Below are 24716 nucleotides of genomic sequence, written 5' to 3' on the forward strand. Positions count from 1 at the left end.
ATCTGGTTTCAGGCCATGCGCAGTTCGCGCTGCTGGTTCCATTCGCGGGTCCAGCCCAGGTCGGTGAACAGCCGGTCCAGCACGATCGCGGTGAATCCCCAGATGATGCGTTCGCCGAATTGGAAGGCGGGCGAGGTGAACTTCTGCCCGTTGCGCTGCACTACCCCGGTCAAACGGTTCTTCGGATCCAGCAGCTGGGATACCGGGGCGCGGAAGACGCCGGCGCTTTCCGCAGGGTCAACGGCGTGCACCGTGGATTCGGTATGCCACCAGCCCAGCACCGGGGTGACCAGGAAGTTGGAGACCGGCAGCTCGGTTTCGCTCAGATGGCCCAGCACCTCGATGCCGCTGGTATCCACGCCGGTTTCCTCCCAGGCTTCGCGCAGCGCGGCATCGGCGACGCTGGAATCCTCCTGGTCGATGCCGCCTCCGGGGAAGGCGATTTGTCCGGCGTGCTTGCGCAGGGTGGTGGCACGTTCCACGAAGAGCAGGTCCAGGTCCTGGGCGCCGGCTTGTTCGGCGAGCGGGGCGTTGCCGGCTGCGCCGAAGAGGATCAGCACCGCGGCCTTGCGCGCCGGGTTGCCCTCAAGATCCATGTCGATCCACTCATTGGGCAGTTTCTGGGTGGCCCCGGCGGTCACCGAATGCTTGGCGATAACCTGTTTCAACTCGCTGCGTGCGCTCATGCGTCTAGTCCATATCCTTCGGCTCTCAGTTGCCTCCGGGTCGCACCTGCCTGCATTTTTGCCAGTAGATCCTCTCGCCCGGGAGCAAGCTCATACTTAAGCAACTGTTTTGCCTTGGCTGGTATTTCCTCGCCGATCCCATTCGAGGGGCACAGCTTGGCTATCGGGCAGACGCCGCAGGCCGGTTTGCGAGCGTGGCAGATCCTGCGGCCGTGGAAGACCACGCGGTGGCTGAGCATGGTCCAGTCGCGTTTCTCGAACAGCTCCCCTACCGCATGCTCGACCTTCACCGGGTCGGTTTCATCGGTCCAGCCCAAGCGGTTGGCCAGGCGCCCGAAGTGGGTATCGACGGTGATTCCCGGGACGCCGAAGGCATTGCCCAGCACCACATTGGCGGTTTTGCGTCCCACCCCGGGAAGCTTGACGAGTTCGGCCAGTTTCGGGGGCACCTGCCCGTCGTGCCGTTGCACCAAGGCAGCGGACAAGCCCAGCAGCGAGTCGGTTTTGGCGCGGAAGAAACCGGTGGGACGGATCAGTTCCTCAAGCTCGGAGCGATCGGCTTGGCTCATGGCCAGCGCATCGGGGAACCGCGCGAAGAGGGCCGGGGTGATCGCGTTGACCCTCACGTCGGTGGTCTGGGCCGAGAGCACCGTAGCGACCAGCAGTTCGAAGGGGTTCTCGAAATCCAGTTCTGGGACGGCGTAGGGGTAGGTTTCGGCCAGTACCCGGTTGATCTTGCGCGCCCGTCGCTTGAGCCCTAATTCGGTTTCCATTTTCGCTTTATTCGCCACGCATAGATCGTGTCATGTGTGCGGGCACTTTTCACCATCGGACACCGCAAGTTGATGCTGTTCGTCGCAGTGCTTTGACCGTTGGGCGCAGAAATTACCCTGATTCCCGGTACTTGGTGACACAAACCACAATCAGCAGCCCTAAAGCATGTAACTTTGATCACAGAGAATATTTCTGACTACGCGGAAGGATGCGAAGCCCGTGAGTGATTCGAAGACCTTGGATAACCTGTCGAATGAAACCCGTGCCTTTGCCCCCAGCAAGGAGTTCAGGGACCAGGCGGTCGCCAACTCTGCCAGCTATGAGGCAGCCCAGGCCGATCGCTTGGGCTACTGGGCGGACCAAGCACGCCAGGTACTGACTTGGGACACCGACTTCACCGAAACCTTGGACTGGTCGCAAGCACCGGTAGCCAAGTGGTTTGTCGGCGGAAAGCTCAACGCGGCTTACAACGCGTTGGACCGCCACGTGGAGAATGGCCTGGGCGACCGGGTTGCCATCTACTTCGAGGGCGAGCCGGGCGATACCCGCACCTACACCTATGCGCAGCTGACCGAAGAGGTCAAGAAGGCCGCCAACGCTTTCGAGTCCCTGGGCGTAGCCAAGGGCGACCGCGTGGCTGTCTACCTGCCGATGATCCCCGAGGCGGTCATTACCATGCTGGCCTGCGCCCGCATCGGCGCCATCCACTCGGTAGTCTTCGGCGGCTTCTCCGCCGACGCACTGCGCAGCCGCATCGATGACGCGGATGCCAAGCTCGTGGTCACCGCCGATGGCACTTGGCGCCGTGGCAAGCCTTCGGCTCTGAAGGCCGCCGTGGACGGCGCGCTGGCCGCGCCGGGGCACACCGTGGAAAACGTCCTGGTGGTCAAGCGCAATGCCGAGCCAGTGGAATTCGGTCCACTGGATAAGTGGTGGCACGACGTGGTGGATGCGGCCTCGACCGAGCACACCGCAGTGGCCCACGACTCCGAGCACCCGTTGTTCGTGCTCTACACCTCGGGCACCACCGGCAAGCCCAAGGGCATCGTTCACACCACCGGCGGTTTCCTCACCCAGGGTGCTGTCACCCACCGCGATACTTTCGACCTGCACCCGGAAACCGATGTGTATTGGTGCACCGCCGATATCGGCTGGATCACCGGACACTCCTACGTCACCTACGCGCCGCTGATCAACGGCGCCACCCAGCTGATGTATGAAGGCACCCCGGATACCCCGCACCAGGGCCGCTGGTGGGAACTGGTGGAAAAGTACGGCGTCTCGATCCTGTACACCGCGCCAACCGCCATCCGCACCTTCATGAAGTGGGGCCGCGAGATCCCCGATGGCTACGACCTGTCTTCCCTGCGCGTATTGGGTTCGGTCGGCGAGCCGATCAACCCCGAAGCCTGGATGTGGTACCGCGATGTCATCGGCACCAACAACGGCAAGAACGGCGAACGCAAGGAAAACCCGACGCCGATCGTCGATACCTGGTGGCAGACCGAAACCGGTGCGCATATGATCGCTCCGCTGCCCGGTGTCACCCACACCAAGCCGGGTTCGGCACAGGTTGCCGTCCCGGGCATCAGCATCGACGTGGTGGATGAGGCCGGCGAGTCGGTGGGCAACGGCGAGGGCGGCTTCCTGGTCATCCGCGAGCCATGGCCATCAATGCTGCGAGGCATCTGGGGCGATGTGGAACGGTACAAGGAAACCTACTGGTCCCGCTTCGAGAACATGTACTTCGCCGGCGACGGCGCCAAGAAGGACGACGACGGGGACCTGTGGCTGCTGGGCCGCGTGGATGACGTGATGAACGTGTCCGGCCACCGCCTGTCCACCACAGAAATCGAGTCCTCCCTGGTGGCCCACCCGTATGTGGCTGAAGCCGCGGTGGTTGGCGCCAAGGACGAGACCACCGGTGAAGCCGTGGTCGCGTTCGTCATCTTGCAGACCGAACCGGCCGAGGGCGAGGATGTCGTGGCTACGCTGCGCAACCACGTGGGCAAGGACATCGGCCCGATCGCCAAGCCGAAGCACGTGCTGGTGGTTCCCGAACTGCCTAAGACCCGTTCGGGCAAGATCATGCGCCGCCTGCTCAAGGACGTGGCCGAGGGCCGCGAGGTCGGCGATGCGACGACCCTCTCGGATTCGACCGTGATGAGCCAGATCGCCCAATCCATGGGCAAGTAGCCAATACTCAATTACTGACACTGCCGCCGTGCCGAACGTGGTTAACGTTCTGCACGGGGGCAGTGTTTTTTCTCGTTCATCAATAAACAATTGCCGCGGTTGCCGGCGCTGTGCACTAGATTTGAGTCCATGACTGAGAACGCATCACGCACGATCTTGCTGCTCAATGGGCCCAACCTGAACCTGCTGGGCACCCGTGAACCGCAGATCTATGGACATGACACCCTCGCCGATGTTGAACAGTTGGCTCGTGATACCGCAGCCACCCATGGTTTCGAATTGCGCGCCCTGCAGTCCAACCATGAGGGGGTGCTCATCGACGCCATTCATGAGGCTCGCACCAGCGCGGCGGGCATCGTGATGAACCCGGGAGCATTCACGCACACCTCGGTGGCGATCGCCGATGCAATCAGCGGCGTGCAGCTGCCCCTGATCGAAGTGCACATTTCCAATGTCCACCAGCGTGAGGCATTCCGCCACCACTCGTATGTCTCCCCCGTGGCCAGCTCGATCATCGTCGGCGCCGGGGTCAACGGCTACAAACTGGCCGTCGAGCAGCTGGCCTACCTGCTAGGCAAGTAGTCCGCCGCGGCTAGTTGGCGATGCAGTCCCCGGTTTTCACCGTGCTGCGCTGCGAGCCGCCTAGCTCCATGGCGCGTTCCATCTCTTCGAGGCTCAGCGCGAAGCCGACCTGTTCGTCGCTGCGAGACTTGGCGAAGATCAATCCGACCGCGTCGCCGCTTTCATCCAGCAGCGGTCCCCCGGAATTGCCCTGGGCTACTTCGGCGGTGAGCTGGTAGACGGAGATCCGCGACGGATCGGTGCCGTAGATGTTGGCAATGGAGACATTGGCCCGCGAGGCGATAAACGCGCTGCGGATCTGCTGCGGGCCACCTGCCGGGTAGCCGATGAACGCAGCGGCATCCCCGCGGGTCAGATCATCATCGGCCAAATCGATGGCCGGAGTTTCAAGACCCTGCACGTAAAGCAGCGCAATATCGGTCTCGGGATCGAAATAAACCACTTTTCCGCGGTGAACTTCGTCACGACCTGTCTCCACTGTGGCGGAGCCTAAACCGGCTACGACATGGGCGTTGGTCATCACCATTTCGGGTGCCACGACAAAGCCGGAACCGGTCAGGTTCACGCCGCACTGCACCGCGGTGCCCGAGACCTTGGCTGCCGATTGCGCGGCGGCTCGCTGCAGGTCCGAAGCCTCCCAATGGGTGTCCACCGGCTGGTCCACCGATGGCGCGAAGGGCTCCAGAAACGCCGGCAGGGTTTCGGCGATGACCTTGGAGCGGGCGGTGGAAATCGCCGAGTTAACGAAGGCCGGGGTGGCTGAGCGAATCCCCTTGATCAAGTTGGACTTGCCGATCTCCAAGGACAGTCGCGGGATGCCCATGCTGGAGGTGGAAAAGGCCAGCGCCCCAATGATTGTGGCGGTAATCAGCACCGAGAGCACGCCACCGGCGAAGCGGTCAGCGGAGCGCAGGAAGTCGACATTCATCCAGTGCCGGATGCGGGTGGCGATGACCCGGCCAAGTGCCTGGCCCAGGATGATCAGCACGGCCGCGGTGGCGACCATCAGCGCGACACGCCACCAGGGATTAGTCGCGAAGGTGGAAACCAGCGGGATGGCGAAGAACGCTGCAACGCCTCCCAGGATGAGGCCCACCATGTCGCCTACGGTCAAAAGGAAACCGCGGCGGAGTCCGATGATGAAAAAGGTCAGCAAAACAGCGCAGATGACTACGTCGAGCCAGCTGAAAATTCCGAGCACCAAGACTCCAATGCGTTCAAGTACTTTGTATTAACCCAAGGTACCCTTAGAAGCTGATGGATTTCTGCGAGCATATTCGCGAGTTTTGGCCGAATGAGCGTGACGTTCAACATTTTCTCGGTAAAACCACGTGTGGAAACTGTCACATTGTTACTGAATACGGCACAATGAAGTAAGCGCCTACTACTGTTGACAGGAGATTTAATGGATATCGAGGTACTGCGTCGCGCGCCACTGTTTGCGTCGCTTGGTGATGAAGTATTCGCCGCGCTCACCGAAGAATTGACCGAGGTTGATCTGTCCCGCGGTGCATCGGTGTTCCGTGAAGGCGATCAGGGCGACCGCCTGTACTTCATCGTTTCGGGCAAGATCAAGCTGGGTCGCACCTCTTCGGATGGTCGCGAAAACCTGATTGCTGTTCTTGGCCCAGGCGAACTGTTCGGCGAGATGGCCCTATTCGATCCACACCCACGCAATGCAACGGCAACCGCTGTGTCGGAAACCCGACTGGCTGGTCTGAGCCACGAGAACATGCGCAAGGCGATCCTGAACTCCCCTGAGGTCTCGATCCAGCTGCTGCAGGCTCTGGCTGCCCGTCTGCGTCGCACCAACGAGTCCCTCGCGGACTTGGTCTTCTCCGATGTTCCTGGCCGTGTTGCCAAGGCTCTGCTTGATCTTGCCGACCGCTTCGGCCGCCCGGCAACCGACGGCATCCTGGTAGCTCACGAGCTGACCCAGGAAGAGCTGGCTCAGCTGGTTGGCGCATCGCGTGAAACCGTAAACAAGGCTTTGGCTGAATTCGTTCAGCGCGGCTGGCTACGCCTGGAAGCACGCGCCGTCGTGATCCTGGACATCCAGCGTCTGCGTCAGCGTTCACGCTAACCCAAGCAAAATAGTGTGGGCCGAATATCCTTTTGGATATTCGGCCCACACTATTTTTAAGCTGAATTAGCTGACGATTAATGGCCTGCGGTAGCTTGCCATGGCCGGGATGATTCGGCGCTCATCGAGCCGAGAACTTCCAGATAATAAATGCCGTCACGCACCAATAAGTCAGGATGTTTCAAATCCAGGGAGCGTGCCCGGGACAAATACGCGACTACTCCGTTGGCGTCGGACATTGCTTCGAGCATCATTTCCACCGCGGGATAGCTGATCCTCGACAGATTCAGCCCCACGGTATTCGGCTGCCCCACCTCATCACCCAGCTCGCTGGTGTTGCGTTGCGCCAGAACCTTGCTGGCCACTTGCCAGCGGCCCCACTTGCCCTTGCCGCGAAGCAATGACGGTTCCTGGCGGTTGGGGACGGTGGCAGCGAAGTACCACGTATCAAATCTGCGCAGGGCAAAGTTGGGATTCAGCCAGTGCGAGACGGGGCGCAGCAAGTCGGTGCGCAGGCCCAGGCCGCGACGGCGGAGAAATTCGTCAAAGGAGAGATCCTGGCCCGCGATCGCTTCGCGGGCGCTCATCCACTCTTCGGGATCAGCCATTTCGACGATGGATTGCTCGTCGGTGCCGGCCAGCAGGATTCCGGTTTCTTCGAAGAGCTCTCGAATGGCGCACACGATATGCGCTTGGACCAGCTGCTGGTCCAGGACATCCATCCGCTTGGACCACTGTGACAGGCTCGGGCCGAACCACTGGTAGCTGGCCCGGTCGCTGGCTTCATGGCTGCCGCCCGGGAAGGCTACGTTGCCCAGCGGGGATCCGCCGGGCCGGAACGTCAGGTAGGTCTCCACGCCTTTGGAACAGTCCCTTACAAGGCACACCGAGGATGCGCGGCGCGGACTCCTGGGCGTGCGGGAGCCGAAGGTGAACCAATTCTCGGCTGTGGGGATCTGGTGTGGTGGCAGCTCAAAGATCCTGCGCACCATGCCGCTACGCGGCCCGCAAGGAAAAGCCTTGGCGGGCCGCATAGAAGGCAGCTGGAATGAACTACTCAAATTCCGCGATGACCTCAACCTCGACGGGAGCGTCCAGTGGCAGCACGGCAACGCCCACTGCGGAACGTGAATGCAGGCCTGCATCCCCGAGCACTTCACCGAAGAATTCGGAAGCGCCGTTGATGACTCCTGGCTGTCCGGTGAACTCCGGTGCCGACGACACGAATCCGACAACCTTCACGATGCGCTTAATGCGATCTAGGTCACCGATCTCGGACTTGATGGCAGCCAGCGCGTTCAACGCGGCAACCTGCGCCTGGGCCTTGGCTTCTTCTGCTGAAACCTCAGCGCCGACCTTTCCCACAACTGGGAGTTCACCCTTAATCAGCGGAAGCTGACCGGAGGTGTAAACATAATTGCCGGTGGTGACTGCTGGCAGGTATGCAGCAACAGGCTTGGCAACGTCTGGCAGGGTGTAACCCAGTTCGGTCAGTCGTGCTTCGACACGCGAGGAAGTCGCATCTTGCATGGGCTTTCTCTCCTTAAGGAAGTGTGTTTTGTTTACTCTTTTGGACGCTTCATATATGCCACTGGCGATGAACCGTTAGGGCCAGGAACAACGGTTACCAGCTCCCAACCATCATCCCCCCATTGGTCCAAAATCTGCTTTGTTGCGTGGATCAAAAGCGGCAAAGTGGCGTATTCCCATTTAGTCATACTGGATACGTTATCGCGTCCTTGTAAACTAGTGGGTATGGCAGCCAAGAAGTCCCCCTTTTTTGATACCGCCACCACCCTTGGGAAAGTCGTTGCATTCTTCGGAATCAGCGCCCTGTGTGGTGTGCTCGCAGCAGGCATGCTCGTGCCGGTTGCGGCGATCGCAAAAACCGGTTTGACCACCGGTAACAACATTGTTAGCGCGCTTCCGAGCTCGTTCGAAAAGCTTCCGATTTCGGAGCCTTCGACGATCCTCGACGCCAACGGCAAGACCATCGCGAATTTCTATCAGCAGAATCGCGAACCCGTGAAGATTAATGACATTTCGCCGTACATGCGCAAGGCCATCGTTTCCGTGGAAGATGAACGCTTCTACGAGCACAAGGGTGTTGATCCCAAGGGCATCGCCCGTGCCGTCGTCGGAAACCTCACCTCGTCTTCCCGTTCGGGCGCATCGACGCTGACCCAGCAGTACGTGAACAACCTTCTGGTGAACAACCAGGAGCTCACTGGCTCTGAGGAATCAACCATTTCCGGTCAGAAGGATTACGCCGCAAAGATCCGCGAGCTCAAGTACGCGGTGGCGATCGAAAAGGAAATGTCCAAAGACGAAATCCTTGAAGGCTACCTGAACCTGGTGCTGTTCTCGGGTCGCGAGTACGGCGTTCAGGCAGCAGCCCAGCGCTTCTACTCCGTTGATGCCAAGGACTTGAACGTCCAGCAGTCCGCCATGCTCGCCGGCATGGTCCAGCTGCCGAATGTCTACAACCCAATCAACAATCCAGAGCGTTCCCTTGACCGCCGCAACAAGGTGCTGGGCAACATGTACCGCACCGGCGCGATCAACAAGAAGGAATACGACGATGCGGTGAAGTCCGGGCTTGAACTCAAGCCGAGCACTTCCCCATCGGGTTGCTCTTCCGCTCAGGACAATGCATATTTCTGTGACTATGTCGTCAACCTGATTCTCAGCGACGACACTTACGGCAAGACCAAGGAAGACCGTGAAGGTCTTCTGTACCGTGGCGGCCTGACGATCAAGACCACCTTGAACAGCGAGCTGAACAAGAAGGCTGCCGCCGACGCTCGCAAGGCTATTGATCCGAACGCCAAGTCCAACAAGGACATCCACTCGTCGATCGTTTCGGTTCAGCCTGGCACCGGCAACATCTTGACCATGGCACAGAACACCACCTACGGTCCGGACAGCAAGAACTCCGGTTCAAGCACCTACTACAACTTCGCAGTGGAACGCTCGAAGGGTGGCGCTGGTGGTTTCCAGGGTGGCTCGACCATGAAGCCTTACACGACCTTGGGTTGGCTCACTGAGGGCAACCGCATGAGCGAAACCATCAATGCGAAGAAGCAGGCCTTCCAGCCCGGAACCAAGTTCCGCGCGTCCTGCCTTCCTGGTGGCACCGCAACAGTAGGCAGCAAGTGGGAGCCAAAAAACGCTTCCCCTGGCTTCTACCGCCGCATGACCGTTGATACCGGCCTGTACTGGTCCATCAACACCGCGACCGTTCAGGAAGCATTCCGCACCGATTTGTGCACCATTGCTGACTACACCAAGCGCTTGGGCGTCTTGGATCAGGATGCCGATAACGGCCAGCCGGGCCCGATTAGCCCTGCGAACCCATCGTTCATCATCGGTTCTGCCAACATCACCCCGCTCTCGCAGGCAGCAGCTTTTGCGACCTTCGCCAACAAGGGTGAGTACTGCAAGCCACGCGCCATGACCAGCGTTGTCGACAAGGACAACAACGAGTACAAGGTTCCCCAGGAAACCTGCTCGCAGGAAATCGATCCGGCCTACGTCGCAGACCTTAACGGCACGTTGAAGAAGATCGCTACCAAGCGTGTTTCGAAGGGTCGCGTTGAAGGCCCGATCGCAGGCAAGACCGGTACTAACAACTACGCCACCTCGACCTGGTTTGTTGGTTACACCACCGGCATCGCGACCGCTACCTGGGTAGGCCGCCTCAATGGCAAGGCCGCCAACGAGACGAACCAGCTGCATGGCGCCATCATCAATGATGAGCAAGCTCCTAAAATGGTTGACTCTTCGACCTATGCAGCCCCATTGTGGGTCGACTTCATGGAGGAGGCAGTCCTCCAATACGAGCGCAAGGGCTTTGGCAAGGCTGGCAAACGTCCGGCTCCGGTAGTTCCGGACACTCCAGATGGCGCAATGTCTGATGGTGAAAAGGAAGACGCAGCAGCTGCTAAGGCTCGGGCCGCCGCGGAGGCACGCGCGCGGGCTGAAGCTGAAGCGCGTGCAGAAGCTGAGGCTAAGCGCAAGGCAGCCGAAGAAAAGAAGAAGGCTGAAGAAGAGAAGCGGGAAGCCGAAGAAAAGAAGGAAGCCGAAGAAAAGAAGGAAGCCGCAGAAAAGAAAAAGGCTGAGGAAGACAAGAAGAAATCACAGAAGTCTTCCAAGCCTAGGCCTCCAAAGTCCTCCGATTAGTCGGGTGACCAACTAGCTGCTCCTGCGAAAGGCCGCGTTCAACTTTGGTTGGACGCGGCCTTTCGGTTTAGATTGGCAATAGCGGACTTCACCAGAAGTTGCCCCCGGGCACGAAAGGACGATGGCAAACAGGTCATGGTTGAACACAAAACATTTGCTGCAGCACTACGTCATGCGGCTGGCACAACTGCCTTGGCGGCCGGTGGCGCATTGGCCTTGGGCGGTGCACTCGTTGGCTATGGCATGCTGGAGACCCAGAAGTTCGGGCTTCGCCGCGAAACCCTGAGCATCCTGCCCCGAGGTGCCGCCGACATCAAGGTACTGCACCTCTCTGATATCCATATGGTTCCGGGACAGGAAACCAAGATCCAATGGCTGCGGGAACTGGCTGATCTCAAGCCGGGCTTCGTGATCAACACAGGCGACAATCTCAGCCACCGCAAGGCAATTCCTTCGTTGCTCAACGCCCTTGAGCCGCTCATGGCCTTCCCCGGCGCCTTCGTTCCGGGGTCCAACTGCTACTACGCGCCCAAGCTCAAGAACCCGTTCAAGTACTTTGCGCGCAATGATGGCATCCCGAACCCGTCTTCGCGGGACCAGCTTCCCTTCGAAGACATGCATCGGGCCTTCGGCTCCGCCGGCTGGGTGAACATGTCCAACCGCTCGCATTCAACGGTCCTGAATGGGCTGCGACTGGACTTGAGCGGCGTGGATGATCCGCACATCAATCGGGACCACTTCGCAGGCTGGCCACGCGGTTCCTCGACCAGCGACCAGGCTCCCCATGTTCGCATCGCGTTGACGCACGCTCCATACCAGCGGGTCCTGGACCAGTTCACAGAAGCGAAGGCCGATGTCATCTTTGCCGGGCATACCCACGGCGGCCAGGTCTGCATCCCGGGCTACGGCGCGCTGGTTTCCAATTGCGATCTACCAACGTGGCGCGCCCGTGGACTGAGCGATTGGGAGTACGCAGGCAACTCTGTTCCCCTGAATGTCTCCGCCGGATTGGGCACCTCACGCTTTGCGCCGATTCGCTTTGCCTGTCCGCCAGAGGCAATTCTGGTGACCCTCACCGGACGCAAATAGTCTCAAAATCATCTTCTGAATCCCGGTCTTGCATGGAATATCGTGCAGGGCCGGGATTCACTTTAAGCTCATCTGAAGCATTTCTTTCCCAAATGAGGAAATTGATTGAATTCTCTCAACCACTGACGGTAAGCTGAAGCTCTGTCTAACTTCTGGATGAATGCGGGGTACCGTGGCGCAAGCACAAAAGGTCGACTCTAAGGACCCGGTTCCTCTCTCCGCAACGCTGAAGCGGCTTTACCCGTTCGTGAAGCCGATACTCCCCCGGCTGTTCTGCGGATTCCTCTGTGCGCTCGGAGCCGGAATCGTGGCCTTGGCCATCCCGCAGGTGCTGGCATGGCTCGTGAACTCCGTGCTGCACCGAGACGGAGCCTCCTCCGAGGTCTGGATTTCCGTTGCCATTGTCGCCGCCTTGGGCTTCGTTGAAGCACTGCTGATCTACCTGCGCCGCCAATTCGTGCTGACCCCTGCCGCCGGCTTGGAAACAAAGATGCGCATCCGGTTCTACAGGCACCTTCAGCGCCTCCCGGTTGCCTTCCACGAGCGTTGGGGGTCGGGCCAGCTGCTCTCGCGCTCCATGTCGGATCTCTCGCTGCTGCGGCGCTGGCTGGCCTTCGGCGCGATGATGCTCGTCGTGGAAACCGTCACGGTCATTACCGGTTTGATCCTGATGTTCACCCACTCGTGGATTCTGGGATTGATCTACCTTTTGGGCTCGATTCCCATCGCCATCCAGGCTTACCGCTTCCGCAATAAATTCCGCGCTGCCAGCCGACTGAGCCAAGACCAAGCCGGCGATCTCGCCACAGCGGTGGAAGAATCCGTGCACGGCATCCGCGTGATCAAGGCCTTTGGCCGCGGCCCGCACATCTTCGAAGGCTTCAATACCCAGGCCAAGTCGCTGCAGGAAACCGAAATCGCCAAAGCCAAAACCCTGGCCACCTTCCTGCTCACCGTCGTCGCAGTCCCGGAAACCATTTTGGGCATCGGCCTGTTCATCGGCATTGCCCAAGTCGCCAACGGCACTTTGAGCGTCGGATCCCTGGTCGCGTACTTTGCGATCGCCGCCGTCATCGCCGGGCCTGTCGAAGGCATGGGCATGCTGCTGGGCATGACACTGAGCACCAAGACCGCGCTGGACCGCCACTTTGAAGTCATGGACGCGGCCAACGACATCGTCTCCCCCGAACAGCCCAAGATCCCGCAGCAGCGTGATGGCAGTGTGGCCCTGCGCCATGTGCGCTTTGCCTATCCCGACACCGCAGGAACGCATCGGCCGATCCTGGCCGATATCGATCTGCAGATCCGCCCGGGCGAAACCATGGCCCTGGTGGGCATTACCGGGTCGGGCAAATCGACCCTGCTGAACCTGATTCCCCGGTTGCATGAAGCGACCGCCGGCGAGGTCATGATCCACGGGCAGAACGTCAAGGACTGGGATCTCGATCAGCTGCGCACCGAGATTGCGGTGGCTTTCGAAGACACCACGCTGTTCTCCACCACCATTCGGGACAACGTTCTGCTGGGTGCGCCGGAGTCCCTGGATGGGGAAGAACGCGAAGCGCTGCTCGCTGTGGCGCTGGACGTCGCCCAAGCCCACTTCACCTACTCGCTGCCCCAGGGCGTCGATACGCTCATCGGGGAAGAAGGGCTCTCGCTCTCCGGCGGACAGCGCCAGCGTATCGCCCTGGCTCGCGCCATCGCGGCCCGTCCGAGCGTGCTGGTGCTCGATGACCCGCTCTCGGCACTCGACGTGCGAACCGAAGAACGGGTGACCGAAAAGCTGCGCGAAGTCCTCGCCGGAACCACCACCCTGATCGTGGCGCATCGCCCCTCCACCGTGATGCTGGCAGACCGCGTGGCATTGCTCCGCGATGGCCGCATTGACGCGGTGGGCAGCCACACCCACCTGTTAAGCACCAACGAACACTACCGATTTGTCATTGCCAGCCTGGATGACGAAGAACTATCAACCACCGAGGAGGCCTGAAGATGAGTAAGCCACTAGGTGTCGCCAACGAAGACTCCATCAAGCTTTCGGCTGCTGAACGCAAGGTCGTGCGCCAGCGCTCCTTCCGCCTGCTCGCGGCCCTTGCCTTGCCGCAGAAAAAGCTCTTCATCCTCACAGTCGTGTTGGTCCTGGTTTCCAATGCGGCCCGTGTGCTGTTGCCAATCATCATTGCCTTCGCCATCGACTGGACCCTGCCACAAGTCCGCGAGGGCAACTGGGGCGCTTTGGGGATCACCGGCGCGGGATACATCGCGTGTGCGATTCTCAGCGGCGTCTTGCTGGCCTGGTACATCAATTCCGCCGCAAAGATTTCGCAAGCCATGCTGCTGGATCTGCGCCAGCAGGTGTTCCGCCACACCCAGCGGCTCAGTCTTGAATTCCATGAGAACTATACGTCGGGACGCATCATTTCCCGCCAGACCTCTGATCTGGAAACCCTGCGGGAGCTTTTGGACCAGGGTGTCTCGGAATTGGCGTCCTCCTGCGTCTTCATCATTTTCACGCTGATTTCGATTTTCCTTCTGGACTGGCAAAGCGGGCTCGTGGTCTGCATCGCTGCCGTCCCGGTAGCCATCCTGTTCTTCTGGTACCAGCGCCGTTCCGAGGTCTTGTACCGTGAATCCCGTGTCGTTTCCGCCAAAGTCATTTCGACTTTCGTGGAAACCATGACCGGCATCCGCGCGGTGAAGGCCTTCCGCCGCGAACGTGCCAACGATGATAACTACCAAGAGATCGCTGAGAAGTACCGCGATAATTCGGTGCGCTCTTTCAACCTCTTCGGCATCTTGCAGCCGGGCCTGGTCCTGATTGGCAACCTCACGGTCGCAGCGCTTCTTGCCTACGGCGGATTCCGCATCATCAACGGCTCCATGGAAGTTGGTGCCATGGTGGCCATCCTCTTGGCTTCCAAGAGGCTCTTCCAGCCCGTTGAGCACATTGCGATGTTCTACTCTTCCTTGCAGTCCGCCACTGCGGCCCTGGAAAAGGTCTCAGGACTCCTGGAAGAAGAACCCACCGTGCTTGAGCCAGAACAGCCCAAGAGCATTCGCAAGGTGGCCGGCGAGCTGGACTTCAAGGATGCAGTCTTCGGCTACGGAGACGGACCCATCATCATGGACAAATTTGATCTGCACATTCCAGCCGGTCAGACCGTCGCTGTCGTGGGCCAAACCGGTGCCGGCAAATCAACTCTCGCCAAGCTGATTGCTCGCTTCTATGACCTGCGCTCAGGCACATTGAATTTGGATTCAGTGCCCATCAAGGAGCTGTCCAACAAGGAACTGCGCCAGCATGTGGTCATGGTGACCCAGGAAGCGTTCCTCTTCTCGGGTTCGGTTGCGGAAAACATTGCGTTGGGACGTCCCGGAGCTTCGCTTGAGGACATTCAGTCAGCAGCCCGCGCTGTTGGAGCCCACGAATTCATCACGGATCTGCCCGAGGGCTACGACACCGATGTGAATAAGCGAGGCGGCCGGGTATCCGCCGGACAACGACAGCTGATCTCCTTCGCCCGCGCTTTCTTGGCCGATCCCGCGGTCTTGATCCTGGATGAAGCGACCAGCTCCCTTGATATCCCTTCGGAGCGTGCTGTCCAGCGCGGCCTGCAGACGTTGCTTGGCAATCGCACGGCGTTGATCATCGCCCACCGCCTCTCGACGGTTCAAATCGCTGACCGCGTCCTAGTAGTCCACGATGGCAAGATCGCAGAGGATGGCACGCCACAGCAATTGATTGCCGATGACGGCCACTTCGCCGCATTGCACAAGGCATGGAAGGATTCGCTGGTCTAGGCAAGCCCAGATAGAAGCAGCCCCTGGCGGCTCAGAAAATTTCTGAGCCACCAGGGGCTGCCTATATGCGTACCGCCAGAACTAGGCAGTGAAGCTCTGGCCGGTCAGGCGTTCATAAGCTTCGATGTACCGGGCACGGGTCTTCTCGACAATCTCAGCGGGAAGCTGCGGTGGCTGCTCGCCGGAGTTCTTGTCCCAGCCCGATGCGTCGCTGGTCAACCAGTCGCGCACGAACTGCTTATCGAAGCTCGGCTGGGCTTGGCCTGGCTGATAGGCCTCTGCGTCCCAGAAACGCGAGGAGTCCGGGGTCAACACTTCATCGCCCAAGGTGACTTCGCCCGTGGCTGGATCTGCGCCGAACTCGACCTTGGTGTCAGCCAAGATGATGCCGCGGGCGCGGGCAATCTGCTCAGCCTGCTCGTAAAGAGCCACGGTCTTCTCGCGCAGCGCCTCGGCAACGTCCTTGCCAACGCGCTCAACGGTCTGCTCATAAGTGATGTTCTCGTCGTGCTCCCCTACCTCGGCCTTCGCCGATGGGGTGAACAACGCAGGCTCCAGGCGGGAGCCATCCACCAGGCCTTCAGGCAATGGCAGGCTGCACACGGTCTTGGAAACCTTGTACTCAGCCAGGCCCGAACCGGTGAGATATCCGCGAGCGATGCATTCGATCGGGTACATTTCCAGCTTCTTGCAGACCATGGCACGCCCGGCCACGGCTTCTGGAACATCGGTGGAGATCACGTGGTTGGCGAAGTCGCCCAGCTGCTCGAACCACCACAGGCTCAGCTGGGTCAGGACCTTGCCCTTATCCGGGATCTCGCTGGTGAGCACAAAATCGTAGGCGCTGATGCGGTCTGAAGCGACGACCAGCACGCGGTCGGTATCCTCGAAGCTCGTGCCGGCCGGCACGTAGAGGTCTCGAACCTTGCCCGAGTAGAAGTGGTCCCAACCTTCAAGGTCGAGAACTTCGGTCTGGAATCCTGCCATAAATATCTGGTCCTCTTACTTGCTTTGATCTGCGACGACAATTTCGCCGCGTTCGGCCTTCAGCGCGATATCGGTGCGCGATTGGGCACCATCCCAGCTGATCTCGGCTACGCCTGCATAGGCCGCTTTGCGGGCAGCTGCCAGGTCATCTCCCAGGCCAACCACTGCAAGCACGCGTCCTCCGGAAACAATGATGTTGCCGTCTGCATCGGTGGAGGTGCCAGCATGCATCACGTGCACGTTCTCCAGCGCGTTCGCGGCATCCAGCCCGGAAATCACTGCGCCCTTCACCGGGGTGTCCGGGTAGTTCTCAGCGGCGATGACAACATCAACTGCGGTAAGCGGCGACCAGTTCAGCTGTTCGGCATCATCAAGCTGGCCCTTGGCAGCAGCCAGCAATACGCCGCCCAATGGGGTCTTCAGGCGGGCAAGGACTGCCTGGGTTTCCGGGTCGCCGAAGCGTGCGTTGAATTCGATGACACGGATGCCGCGCTTGGTCACGGCCAAGCCGCAGTACAGCACGCCGGTGAATGGGGTGCCGCGCTTTTCCATTTCACGCAGGGTCGGGTAGGCGACGCGTTCCATGACTTCGTCAACGAAGTTCTCCGGCAGCCATTCAAGCGGCGAGTAGGCACCCATGCCGCCGGTGTTCGGGCCCTCGTCATTGTCGAAGATGCGCTTGAAGTCCTGCGCAGGAGACAGCGGAACGGCGTGCTTGCCGTCGCAGATCACGAACAGGGAAACTTCTGGCCCGTCGAGGAATTCTTCGATGACCACGGTGCCGCCGGCTGCGAAGCAGGCTTCTGCGTGTTCCAGGGCCTCATCGCGGTCCGAGGTGACCACGACTCCCTTGCCTGCGGCCAAGCCATCGTCCTTCACGACGTACGGAGCTCCGAAGTCATCCAGCGCGCTGGCAGCTTCGTCGCGGTTGGTGGCAACGTGTGCCATAGCGGTCGGGACTTCCGCGGCAGCCATCACGTTCTTGGCGAATGCCTTGGAAGCCTCAAGCTGGGCTGCTGCCTTGGTCGGGCCGAAGACCGGGATGCCGGCTTCGATCAGGGCATCGGAGACACCGGCTGCCAGTGGCGCTTCTGGACCGACAACTACCAGGTCGCTGGCCAGTTCGCGGGCCAGGGCGAGAACTGCGGCAGGATCCTGCGCGTCGATGTTGTGGGTGGTGACGTCCTGTGCGATGCCGGCGTTGCCGGGTGCGCAATGGACTTCTTTGACGTAGGGGTCTGCACTCAGTGCTCGGACAATTGCATGCTCACGGCCGCCTGGGCCAATAACCAGTACCTTCACCCGGCCGAGTTTACCGGAGAATTCGCGGGCGGATGCTGTCTGTGACATCGGTTGGACCTGTCCTGTGAACCGCACCGGCAACAGCTTTGCCCCATGCCGATGGGCAAGGGCCACTCCGCATGAATAAACTGAGGGAATGGACCGATCCGTGGATATTTCCGATTGCTCGCAGTTAGTGCAAGTGAGCCGCAATGGCGTCACCGAGTCACGGCACTATGGGGTCGCGGTGGTCCTGGATCCGGACGGCTCACCACTTTTGTCGCTGGGAAACCCTGACGCTTTAATCTTCCCGCGATCTGCCGTCAAGCCCTTCCAGGCGATTGCCTCATTACGATGCGGCGTCGCACTCACGGACGTGCAGGTGGCCCTGGCCTGCGCAAGCCACGTCGGCACTTTCGAGCACCAGGACGTAGCCCGCGCGATGCTCCAGGCCGGTGGTTTGGATGCTTCTGATCTCCAATGTCCGCAATCCTGGCCCGTTGATTCGGCAACCAGGACCCAAATGACCCTTGAGCAATTGCCCAAATCCGCGTTGGCTTTCAACTGCTCGGGCAAGCACGCAGGATTCCTGCTCGCGGCAAAAGCCTTGGGCTCTGAGACTGCCAGCTATCTGGATCCGGTTCATCCGGTCCAGCAGACGGCCCACGCGGTCCTCGAAGAGTTCTGCGGGCCGATCCATTTCACGGGCATCGATGGCTGCGGGGCCCCAGCTGTCCAAATGTCGCTGCAGAGCCTCGCCCAGGGCTTCAGGCAACTTGTCGTGTCACAGCAGGCGGAGGCGCAACGCGTTGTCGACGCGATGCGACACCACCCTTGGGCCGTTCGAGGCAAGGGCCATCCCAATACGGAAGTCATCAGGCGGACCGGGGCCATCGCCAAGCTGGGCGCCGAGGGCGCGCTGGCCGTGGCGGCGCCGAGCGGGGTGACCGTAGCCATCAAGATGCTCGACGGCTCCGCCCGCGGCACCGATCTTCTGGCCCTGTCGCTCTTGCGCAAATTCGACGCCATCGAGGAAACTCCCTACCGCGAATTGCGCGTGCAATTGCAGCCAGCGGGCGCCACTGCCGGGGCACGTGCCGCTGGACTACAGTTGGCTGGGACAGATTTCTGATTTTCACTGCCTGGCTTCAAGCCATTGCAACAGGTGAATGTGACAGTTTTATGTCATCGAAGGAAAGAGATGAATCACTAAATGGCAATCAAGCGACGCGTTGATGAAAGCGCTGGTCGTGCAGCGGTCCGCGAGTGGGCTGGAACTACGCAAGGACAAGGAAAAATAGCCCGTCCGGTGTTAGCCATGGCAGTTCGCTACCTGCTGGAGGAATTAGCCTCTCGTGCCGAGGGCAATTCGGTCGAGGTGCGCATCCCTCCCTTTGGTGTGACTCAGTGCATAGCTGGCCCCCGGCATACCCGAGGCACCCCGCCGAATGTGGTCGAAATGCCTGCTGAATTATGGCTTTGCCTGGCGACCGGGCGAACCTCATGGGCGGATGCCCTGCAAACTGGGCAATTGCATGCTTCTGGACTTAGGGCAGACTTGTCCGCGCACCTACCACTTATTGAGTACGCTTAAGGGTATGGAGCAACACCCCGCTACCCCGACATCTGCAGATCAAAGTGTCGAAGTGCAAATTCACTCGGCACCTAAATTCTGGCCATTCATTCTGACCTTCGCCGTACTCGGCGCTCTGGTTGGCCTGGTCATTGGCTTGCTCGGCGAGCCTTCGCAGGAGTACACCCGTGCGTCAGCTTCCGGATTCTTCGCGATGTTCGGCGCTGGACTAGGTGTGGGTATCGGTGCGCTGGTGTTCGTGATCATCGATCGCTTCACCTCGCGCAAATCCACCAAGCATCTGGCAGTTCCTCTGGCCGAGGACACTGACACCAGCGGACAACCAGGCTAGGCAGCTTTTCCCTTCCACTGAAAAGCGGGCGGCCGCGCACCTGGCCGCCACCACCACACAAACGGTCGGTGTCGACCAAACCAGAACATGAGAGAATAACTGACATGGCGCGTGGCGATGGATTCTTAAATCACGACCTGCTTCCAGGCGAGAAGGGGCCGCAGGATGAATGCGGCGTTTTCGGCGTTTGGGCTCCCGGCGAAGAGGTTGCAAAACTGACCTACTACGGTCTGTACGCACTGCAGCACCGCGGGCAGGAATCGGCTGGCATTGCAACCAGCGATGGTGCCCGTATCAACGTCTACAAGGACATGGGCCTGGTCTCCCAGGTGTTCGACGAGAACACCTTGAACTCCATGCACGGCCAGCTGGCTGTCGGCCACTGCCGCTACTCCACCACCGGTGCCAGCCACTGGGCCAACGCGCAGCCAACCCTGGGCCCGACCCAGACCGGCACCGTGGCTCTGGCCCACAACGGCAACCTCACCAACTCCGCCGACCTCGCTGACATGGTTCTCGCCAAGCAGCAGGCCGAAGGCGGCAAGGTCCGCGGCGAAATCGCCCAGGGAAACACCACCGACACCGCTTTGGTCACCGCCCTGCTGGCCGGCGTTGAGGGCCAGTCGCTGGAAGAAACCGCGCTGGAACTTCTGCCGAAAATCCAGGGCGCCTTCTGCTTCGTATTCATGAACGAAGACACCCTCTATGCAGCCCGCGATCCGCACGGCGTACGCCCGCTGGTTCTGGGCCGTTTGAACCGCGGCTGGGTTGTCGCTTCCGAGCAGCCTGCACTGGCTACCGTGGGCGCATCGTTCATCCGCGAAATCGAGCCAGGCGAAATGATCGCCATCGATGAAAACGGCGTGCGCTCCAACCGCTTCGCCGACGCCACCCCCAAGGGCTGCGTTTTCGAATACGTCTACCTGGCTCGCCCGGATGCCGCCATCGCCGGCCGCTCGGTCTACGAGTCCCGCGTGGAAATGGGCCGCCAGCTGGCCCGCGAGAACAACGCTGAAGCCGACATCGTCATCCCGGTTCCAGAATCCGGCACCCCGGCGGCCATCGGCTACGCGGAGGAATCCGGCATTCCCTTCACCCACGGCTTCGTGAAGAACGCCTATGTGGGCCGTACCTTCATCCAGCCTTCGCAGACCCTGCGCCAGCTGGGCATCAAGCTCAAGCTCAACGCCCTGGAGACCGTGCTGCGCGGCAAGCGCGTAGTGGTCGTGGATGACTCGATCGTTCGCGGCAACACCCAGCGCGCTGTGGTGCGCATGCTGCGCGAAGCAGGCGCCTCCGAGGTGCATGTGAAGATCTCCTCGCCTCCGGTGAAGTGGCCTTGCTTCTACGGCATCGACTTCGCTTCGCGCGCCGAGCTGATTGCCAACGGCGCTGCCGTGGATGAGATCGCGACCTCCATTGGGGCGGACTCGCTGGCTTACATCTCGGAAGATGGCATGATCGAAGCCACCCGCCAGCCACGCGAGCGCCTGTGCACCGCGTGCTTCACCGGTGACTACCCGATCGCGTTGCCGCATGAGGAACGCCGTGGCAAGAACCTGCTGGAGCGCAGCAACCAGCCAGGTTGCGAGCCCGGCCCGGATTCCGAATTCGAAAACGTCAGCTAATCCCCTTCTCCCCACTTACCTCGTTGCAAGCGGCACCGGAGAACCGGTGCTCACGACAGAAAAGGAACCCTCTGCCATGAGCGGCAATGATCAGCCAACTTCCATCACCTATGCCGGTGCCGGCGTTGACGTCGAGGCCGGTGACCGCGCCGTTGAGTTGATGAAGGGTGCGATCAAGGCGACGCATACTTCGGGTGTCGTCGGAGGCGTGGGCGGTTTCGCCGGCCTTTTTGATGTCTCCTTCCTGACCGGCTACAAGAAGCCTTACCTGGCGACCTCCACCGATGGCGTGGGCACCAAGGTGGCCATCGCCCAGAAGCTGGACATCCACGACACCATCGGCCAGGACCTGGTCGGCATGGTGGTTGACGACATCGTCGTAGTGGGCGCCAAGCCGCTGTTCATGACCGACTACATCGCCACCGGCAAGGTTGTCCCCGAGCGCATCGCGGATATCGTTCGCGGCATTGCCGAGGGCTGCAAGCTCGCTGGCACCGCACTGGTAGGCGGCGAAACCGCTGAGCACCCAGGCCTGCTGGCCGAGGACGAATACGATGTTGCCGGCGCCGCTACCGGCGTCATCGAAGCCGATCAGCTGCTGGGCCCGGAGCGCGTGAAGGCTGGCGACGTCGTGATCGGCATGGCTTCCTCGGGAATCCACTCCAACGGCTACTCGCTGGTGCGCCGCGTGATCGCCCACGCCAAGTGGGAACTGGACCGCGAGGTTGCCGAATTCGGCAAGACCCTGGGCGAGGAACTGCTGGTTCCTACCCGCATCTACACCAGCGCCTGCCTGGATCTGATCGGCGATTTGAACGACGGCGAGAACTTCGGTGTGCATGGTTTCAGCCACGTCACCGGTGGCGGCCTGGCTGCCAACCTCGCTCGCGTGCTGCCACAGGGCCTGATGGCTCGCGTGGATCGCTCCACCTGGGCCTTGCCTGCAGTCTTCTCCACCATCGCGCAGCTGGGCAACGTCCCGCAGCCGGATCTGGAGCGCACCTTGAACCTGGGTGTTGGCATGGTGGCCATCGTGGACCAGTCCGTGGCAGACCGCGCCGTACAGCTGCTGAACAACGCTGGCATGGGCGCATGGGTCATGGGCCAGGTAGAGAACCTGGATCCATCGGCCGCCGATGCCGGCTTGGACTTCGTCCAGGGCGCCAAGGGTGTTGACGGTGGCGCAGTGCTGCTGACCGGAGCCTACGCCAAGTAGCAGTTCTTGCCTGTACGCAGCAATGCACCGCACTGGATTCCAGTGCGGTGCATTGCTTATTTAATCTCGTCCAGCTGGGATAGCGCGGTTTCCAGCGGAACCCGCCAGCGCCAGGTCGCTTTCTGCTCCCCGCGCACATGTCCATTGGTGATCAGCGCTACCGGCAGTTCCCTTTTCACGAAATTCAACAGCACCTTGTAGCCGCTCATCACCGCCAGAGACGAGCCGAGGACCAGCAACGAGCTGGATTCGGCCTCCAGTGCGGTCATGAGCTCTTTGCGCTCGGCGGGGACGCTCTCGCCGAAGTACACGACGTCGGGTTTCAACGCATAGGAATCGCAGTTCAGGCAGCGCACCATGACAAACTGGTCAATCAGGTATTGCGGGAGCTCCACGTCGCCGTCAGGGTTCACCGCGGAGGGGTCGATCTCCACGGCTTCGAGGTAGCCCTTGTTGGCTGCTTCAAGGCGGAGGTCGAAGTCCCGGCGGTCCTCGCTGAAGCCGCAGTTCAGGCAGCGGACCGTCGAGAGGTCACCATGCACCGGGATCACCCGTTGCGAACCGGCTTGCTGGTGCAGGCCATCCACGTTCTGCGTAATGATGCCGGTGATTTTTCCTTCTTGCTCCCAGCGCGCCAACCGGTGGTGGATCTGGTTGGGCTCTGCCTTGTCCATATGGCGCCAGCCGACATAGCCTCGGGCCCAATAGCGTTGGCGGGCTTCGGGGCGGTAGCGGAATTCCTGGTAGGTCATCGGGCGATGTCGTTGCAGCGAGCCATTGGGTCCGCGGTAGTCAGGGATGCCGGAGTCCGTGGAGACGCCCGCACCGGTGACCACCAGGACGTTGCCTGCGTCGAGCATTTGCTGGACACCGGCACGTGCTTCGTCTTCGGGTGACGCGGGGGCCTGTTCCTCTACTATGCGCTGCATCGAGCGGATCGCTGAGTGATGGGCCATCTGGATGGCTAGCTCTTCTTTGGTACTCACGTTCCACCTCATGCTTGTTGGACACGACAAAGGCCGCAACGACTTAAAGCTAATTTAGCTTAGTCGCTGCGGCATGTCGCAAAATGTACTGAAGAGCTGTACCACTGCGTGCTCAAGGCGTGGCACTCCGAGCCAAGAACTCCCGGTCTCAGAAAAGGATCTTAATCCTCGTCGTCGTCTCGCGAGTACTTCTTAGTCAGCTCGTCGTAATCCGAATATTCTTCGTCATACGATGAATCATTACGCTCGGTATTCTGAGCATGATGATCGGACCGAACGCCCAACTCGCGTTCAAGTGCCGAAAGGTCAGTGGACGGCGAGTAGTACTTGATATCTCGCGCCTGACGCTGTGCTTTAGCCTTTTGACGGCCGCGCCCCATGGCGTGACCCCCTCTTTTCAGTAGAGTCGGGAGGTGGTCCATCTAATTAGATGAAGGCCCCCGAATATGTGATCAGTTCTTTCGTAATTAAAGGTTAACATGATTCACCGGCGAGCGCTGAACGCAACACCCGTCGATACCGCTAGACTGTCAATTAGTCCAACGACTATGTATTGAGCTGGCCAATAACTGTTTGCCCCCAACTACGAAGGAGCTCAGCAGGTGGTGGAAGAGAATCTGCCCGAGCCGCAGGCGGCTTTACCGCCATTGCAGCCCGAACCGGAAAAGCCCAAGCGGCAAGGTGGCCAATGGGCCATATTGATCATTGCTGTTTTGGCGCTGGCCGCTGCCGTGGTCTTCTTGGTGTTGCGCATCATAGATCCCCCCGCTTCGCCCGTTGCGAACAATGTGGAACGCAATGAAAACCCTGGCCTTGATGGCATCATCGCCACGGAAATGCCCCCTGCCCAATTGCAGCTCGGTGATTGCCTGCGCGGTTTCGAGTCACCCTTGGATCCGCAAACCGTGGTCACCTGCGATTCGGCGCATAACGCCCAGATGATCGGGTCCTTCGAAGTCGCAGGCACCGATTACCCGGGAGCTGGCGAATTGCTGACCCAGTCCGAGGACCTTTGCAAGTCGGTGTCGCTCGATCCGAGCGCAGGGCTGGACTCCACCTGGACCTATCACTTCTCCCGTCCTTCGGAGAGCACTTGGGACCAGGGCGACCGCGCGGTGTCCTGCTTCTTGAGTTTGAAGGAAGGCAACGTTCGCTCCTCGCTGTTGCCACCTGAAGGCACCGATGATGCCGCTGACGGCGATTCGGCAAAGCCTGAGGACCAGCGCGACGAGGAATCGAGCTCCAAGGCCGAAGAGACCACTGAAAGCTGATAAGTTCCAGAGACTACGAGAGAAGGGCA

The 24716-nt window shown here is 60.4% G+C and carries 23 protein-coding genes; 13 read left to right on the forward strand and 10 right to left on the reverse strand.

The window, feature by feature from the left end:
• Positions 1 to 8: 8 nt before the first annotated feature.
• Both D3791_RS03780 and nth read right to left on the reverse strand, forming a co-directional pair.
• Positions 9 to 686 (reverse strand): NUDIX hydrolase, encoded by a 678-nt coding sequence (locus D3791_RS03780; RefSeq protein WP_022874277.1) that lies wholly within the window; start codon positions 684 to 686, stop codon positions 9 to 11.
• On the reverse strand, positions 683 to 1459 hold the full coding sequence (gene nth, locus D3791_RS03785) for an endonuclease III (RefSeq protein WP_035761640.1): 777 nt from the start codon (positions 1457 to 1459) through the stop codon (positions 683 to 685). The genes D3791_RS03780 and nth overlap by 4 nt, the downstream gene beginning before the upstream one ends.
• Positions 1460 to 1679: 220 nt before the next feature.
• On the opposite strand from nth, the gene acs reads away from it, so the two are divergent.
• Positions 1680 to 3656, forward strand: coding sequence for an acetate--CoA ligase (acs, locus tag D3791_RS03790; RefSeq protein ID WP_022874279.1), 1977 nt, complete (start codon positions 1680 to 1682; stop codon positions 3654 to 3656).
• Between the two features lie 129 nt (positions 3657 to 3785).
• Positions 3786 to 4238, forward strand: coding sequence for a type II 3-dehydroquinate dehydratase (gene aroQ / locus D3791_RS03795; RefSeq protein ID WP_022874280.1), 453 nt, complete (start codon positions 3786 to 3788; stop codon positions 4236 to 4238).
• 10 nt (positions 4239 to 4248) lie between these two features.
• Here aroQ and D3791_RS03800 read toward each other — a convergent pair whose 3' ends face one another.
• Complete coding sequence (locus D3791_RS03800) at positions 4249 to 5439, reverse strand: MarP family serine protease (protein WP_022874281.1); 1191 nt, start codon at positions 5437 to 5439, stop codon at positions 4249 to 4251.
• Positions 5440 to 5643: 204 nt separating this feature from the next.
• Between D3791_RS03800 and D3791_RS03805 the strand changes: the two genes are divergently transcribed.
• A complete protein-coding gene (locus tag D3791_RS03805) occupies positions 5644 to 6321 on the forward strand; it encodes a Crp/Fnr family transcriptional regulator (protein WP_022874282.1) in 678 nt (225 codons plus the stop codon).
• Positions 6322 to 6398: 77 nt separating this feature from the next.
• Here D3791_RS03805 and D3791_RS03810 read toward each other — a convergent pair whose 3' ends face one another.
• From D3791_RS03810 to sp36, 3 genes are all read right to left on the reverse strand, one after another.
• Positions 6399 to 7313 (reverse strand): NUDIX hydrolase, encoded by a 915-nt coding sequence (locus D3791_RS03810; protein ID WP_022874283.1) that lies wholly within the window; start codon positions 7311 to 7313, stop codon positions 6399 to 6401.
• A gap of 61 nt (positions 7314 to 7374) precedes the next feature.
• Positions 7375 to 7851, reverse strand: a complete 477-nt coding sequence (locus D3791_RS03815) for a RidA family protein (RefSeq protein WP_022874284.1) — start codon at positions 7849 to 7851, stop codon at positions 7375 to 7377.
• 32 nt (positions 7852 to 7883) lie between these two features.
• Positions 7884 to 8039, reverse strand: coding sequence for a Sp36 family protein (gene sp36, locus D3791_RS16950; RefSeq protein ID WP_098945512.1), 156 nt, complete (start codon positions 8037 to 8039; stop codon positions 7884 to 7886).
• 37 nt (positions 8040 to 8076) lie between these two features.
• On the opposite strand from sp36, the gene D3791_RS03820 reads away from it, so the two are divergent.
• The 4 genes from D3791_RS03820 (at position 8077) to D3791_RS03835 (ending at position 15393) form a co-directional block, all read left to right on the forward strand.
• Entirely contained in the window at positions 8077 to 10503 is a 2427-nt protein-coding gene (locus D3791_RS03820) for a transglycosylase domain-containing protein (RefSeq protein WP_172511324.1), read from the forward strand.
• 135 nt (positions 10504 to 10638) lie between these two features.
• The gene (locus tag D3791_RS03825) at positions 10639 to 11592 is read left to right on the forward strand and encodes a metallophosphoesterase (RefSeq protein WP_172511325.1); all 954 of its coding nucleotides are present in this window, start codon (positions 10639 to 10641) and stop codon (positions 11590 to 11592) included.
• A 172-nt stretch (positions 11593 to 11764) separates the two neighbouring features.
• Entirely contained in the window at positions 11765 to 13582 is a 1818-nt protein-coding gene (locus D3791_RS03830; protein ID WP_246242308.1) for an ABC transporter ATP-binding protein, read from the forward strand.
• Positions 13583 to 13584: 2 nt separating this feature from the next.
• Complete coding sequence (locus D3791_RS03835; RefSeq protein ID WP_172511327.1) at positions 13585 to 15393, forward strand: ABC transporter ATP-binding protein; 1809 nt, start codon at positions 13585 to 13587, stop codon at positions 15391 to 15393.
• An 81-nt stretch (positions 15394 to 15474) separates the two neighbouring features.
• Here D3791_RS03835 and D3791_RS03840 read toward each other — a convergent pair whose 3' ends face one another.
• Together D3791_RS03840 and purD are read right to left on the reverse strand one after the other, a co-directional pair.
• Complete coding sequence (locus D3791_RS03840; RefSeq protein ID WP_022874289.1) at positions 15475 to 16380, reverse strand: phosphoribosylaminoimidazolesuccinocarboxamide synthase; 906 nt, start codon at positions 16378 to 16380, stop codon at positions 15475 to 15477.
• Positions 16381 to 16395: 15 nt separating this feature from the next.
• Complete coding sequence (gene purD, locus D3791_RS03845; protein WP_172512891.1) at positions 16396 to 17682, reverse strand: phosphoribosylamine--glycine ligase; 1287 nt, start codon at positions 17680 to 17682, stop codon at positions 16396 to 16398.
• A 148-nt stretch (positions 17683 to 17830) separates the two neighbouring features.
• Here purD and D3791_RS03850 point away from each other — a divergent pair, with 148 nt between their 5' ends.
• The 5 genes from D3791_RS03850 (at position 17831) to purM (ending at position 22430) form a co-directional block, all read left to right on the forward strand.
• Positions 17831 to 18793 carry an asparaginase gene (locus tag D3791_RS03850; RefSeq protein WP_172511328.1) on the forward strand — a complete coding sequence of 321 codons (963 nt, stop codon included), beginning with the start codon at positions 17831 to 17833 and terminating at the stop codon, positions 18791 to 18793.
• An 81-nt stretch (positions 18794 to 18874) separates the two neighbouring features.
• Positions 18875 to 19255, forward strand: coding sequence for a sterol carrier family protein (locus D3791_RS03855; RefSeq protein ID WP_081638022.1), 381 nt, complete (start codon positions 18875 to 18877; stop codon positions 19253 to 19255).
• Positions 19256 to 19307: 52 nt separating this feature from the next.
• Positions 19308 to 19586 (forward strand): hypothetical protein, encoded by a 279-nt coding sequence (locus D3791_RS03860; protein ID WP_022874292.1) that lies wholly within the window; start codon positions 19308 to 19310, stop codon positions 19584 to 19586.
• Positions 19587 to 19690: 104 nt separating this feature from the next.
• Positions 19691 to 21214 carry an amidophosphoribosyltransferase gene (gene purF, locus D3791_RS03865; protein WP_172511329.1) on the forward strand — a complete coding sequence of 508 codons (1524 nt, stop codon included), beginning with the start codon at positions 19691 to 19693 and terminating at the stop codon, positions 21212 to 21214.
• A gap of 76 nt (positions 21215 to 21290) precedes the next feature.
• Entirely contained in the window at positions 21291 to 22430 is a 1140-nt protein-coding gene (purM, locus tag D3791_RS03870) for a phosphoribosylformylglycinamidine cyclo-ligase (protein WP_022874294.1), read from the forward strand.
• 56 nt (positions 22431 to 22486) lie between these two features.
• On the opposite strand, the gene D3791_RS03875 is transcribed toward purM, so the two are convergent.
• Together D3791_RS03875 and D3791_RS03880 are read right to left on the reverse strand one after the other, a co-directional pair.
• Positions 22487 to 23386, reverse strand: coding sequence for a Sir2 family NAD-dependent protein deacetylase (locus tag D3791_RS03875; protein WP_028268365.1), 900 nt, complete (start codon positions 23384 to 23386; stop codon positions 22487 to 22489).
• A gap of 191 nt (positions 23387 to 23577) precedes the next feature.
• Positions 23578 to 23796 (reverse strand): DUF3073 domain-containing protein, encoded by a 219-nt coding sequence (locus tag D3791_RS03880; protein WP_022874296.1) that lies wholly within the window; start codon positions 23794 to 23796, stop codon positions 23578 to 23580.
• A 222-nt stretch (positions 23797 to 24018) separates the two neighbouring features.
• Here D3791_RS03880 and D3791_RS03885 point away from each other — a divergent pair, with 222 nt between their 5' ends.
• Positions 24019 to 24687 (forward strand): septum formation family protein, encoded by a 669-nt coding sequence (locus D3791_RS03885; RefSeq protein WP_022874297.1) that lies wholly within the window; start codon positions 24019 to 24021, stop codon positions 24685 to 24687.
• Positions 24688 to 24716: the final 29 nt, after the last annotated feature.

Origin of the sequence: Glutamicibacter mishrai (genome assembly GCF_012221945.1) — a bacterium.
Lineage (GTDB): Bacteria > Actinomycetota > Actinomycetes > Actinomycetales > Micrococcaceae > Glutamicibacter > Glutamicibacter mishrai.

Coding starts and splice junctions, on each gene's coding strand:
- D3791_RS03780 (WP_022874277.1), bottom strand. CDS start 686: ATGAGCGCACGCAGCGAGTTGAAACAGGTTATCGCCAAGCATTCGGTG.
- nth (WP_035761640.1), bottom strand. CDS start 1,459: ATGGAAACCGAATTAGGGCTCAAGCGACGGGCGCGCAAGATCAACCGG.
- aroQ (WP_022874280.1), top strand. CDS start 3,786: ATGACTGAGAACGCATCACGCACGATCTTGCTGCTCAATGGGCCCAAC.
- D3791_RS03805 (WP_022874282.1), top strand. CDS start 5,644: ATGGATATCGAGGTACTGCGTCGCGCGCCACTGTTTGCGTCGCTTGGT.
- D3791_RS03810 (WP_022874283.1), bottom strand. CDS start 7,313: ATGGTGCGCAGGATCTTTGAGCTGCCACCACACCAGATCCCCACAGCC.
- D3791_RS03815 (WP_022874284.1), bottom strand. CDS start 7,851: ATGCAAGATGCGACTTCCTCGCGTGTCGAAGCACGACTGACCGAACTG.
- sp36 (WP_098945512.1), bottom strand. CDS start 8,039: ATGACTAAATGGGAATACGCCACTTTGCCGCTTTTGATCCACGCAACA.
- D3791_RS03820 (WP_172511324.1), top strand. CDS start 8,077: ATGGCAGCCAAGAAGTCCCCCTTTTTTGATACCGCCACCACCCTTGGG.
- D3791_RS03825 (WP_172511325.1), top strand. CDS start 10,639: ATGGTTGAACACAAAACATTTGCTGCAGCACTACGTCATGCGGCTGGC.
- D3791_RS03835 (WP_172511327.1), top strand. CDS start 13,585: ATGAGTAAGCCACTAGGTGTCGCCAACGAAGACTCCATCAAGCTTTCG.
- D3791_RS03840 (WP_022874289.1), bottom strand. CDS start 16,380: ATGGCAGGATTCCAGACCGAAGTTCTCGACCTTGAAGGTTGGGACCAC.
- D3791_RS03855 (WP_081638022.1), top strand. CDS start 18,875: ATGGCAATCAAGCGACGCGTTGATGAAAGCGCTGGTCGTGCAGCGGTC.
- purF (WP_172511329.1), top strand. CDS start 19,691: ATGGCGCGTGGCGATGGATTCTTAAATCACGACCTGCTTCCAGGCGAG.
- purM (WP_022874294.1), top strand. CDS start 21,291: ATGAGCGGCAATGATCAGCCAACTTCCATCACCTATGCCGGTGCCGGC.
- D3791_RS03875 (WP_028268365.1), bottom strand. CDS start 23,386: ATGGCCCATCACTCAGCGATCCGCTCGATGCAGCGCATAGTAGAGGAA.
- D3791_RS03880 (WP_022874296.1), bottom strand. CDS start 23,796: ATGGGGCGCGGCCGTCAAAAGGCTAAAGCACAGCGTCAGGCGCGAGAT.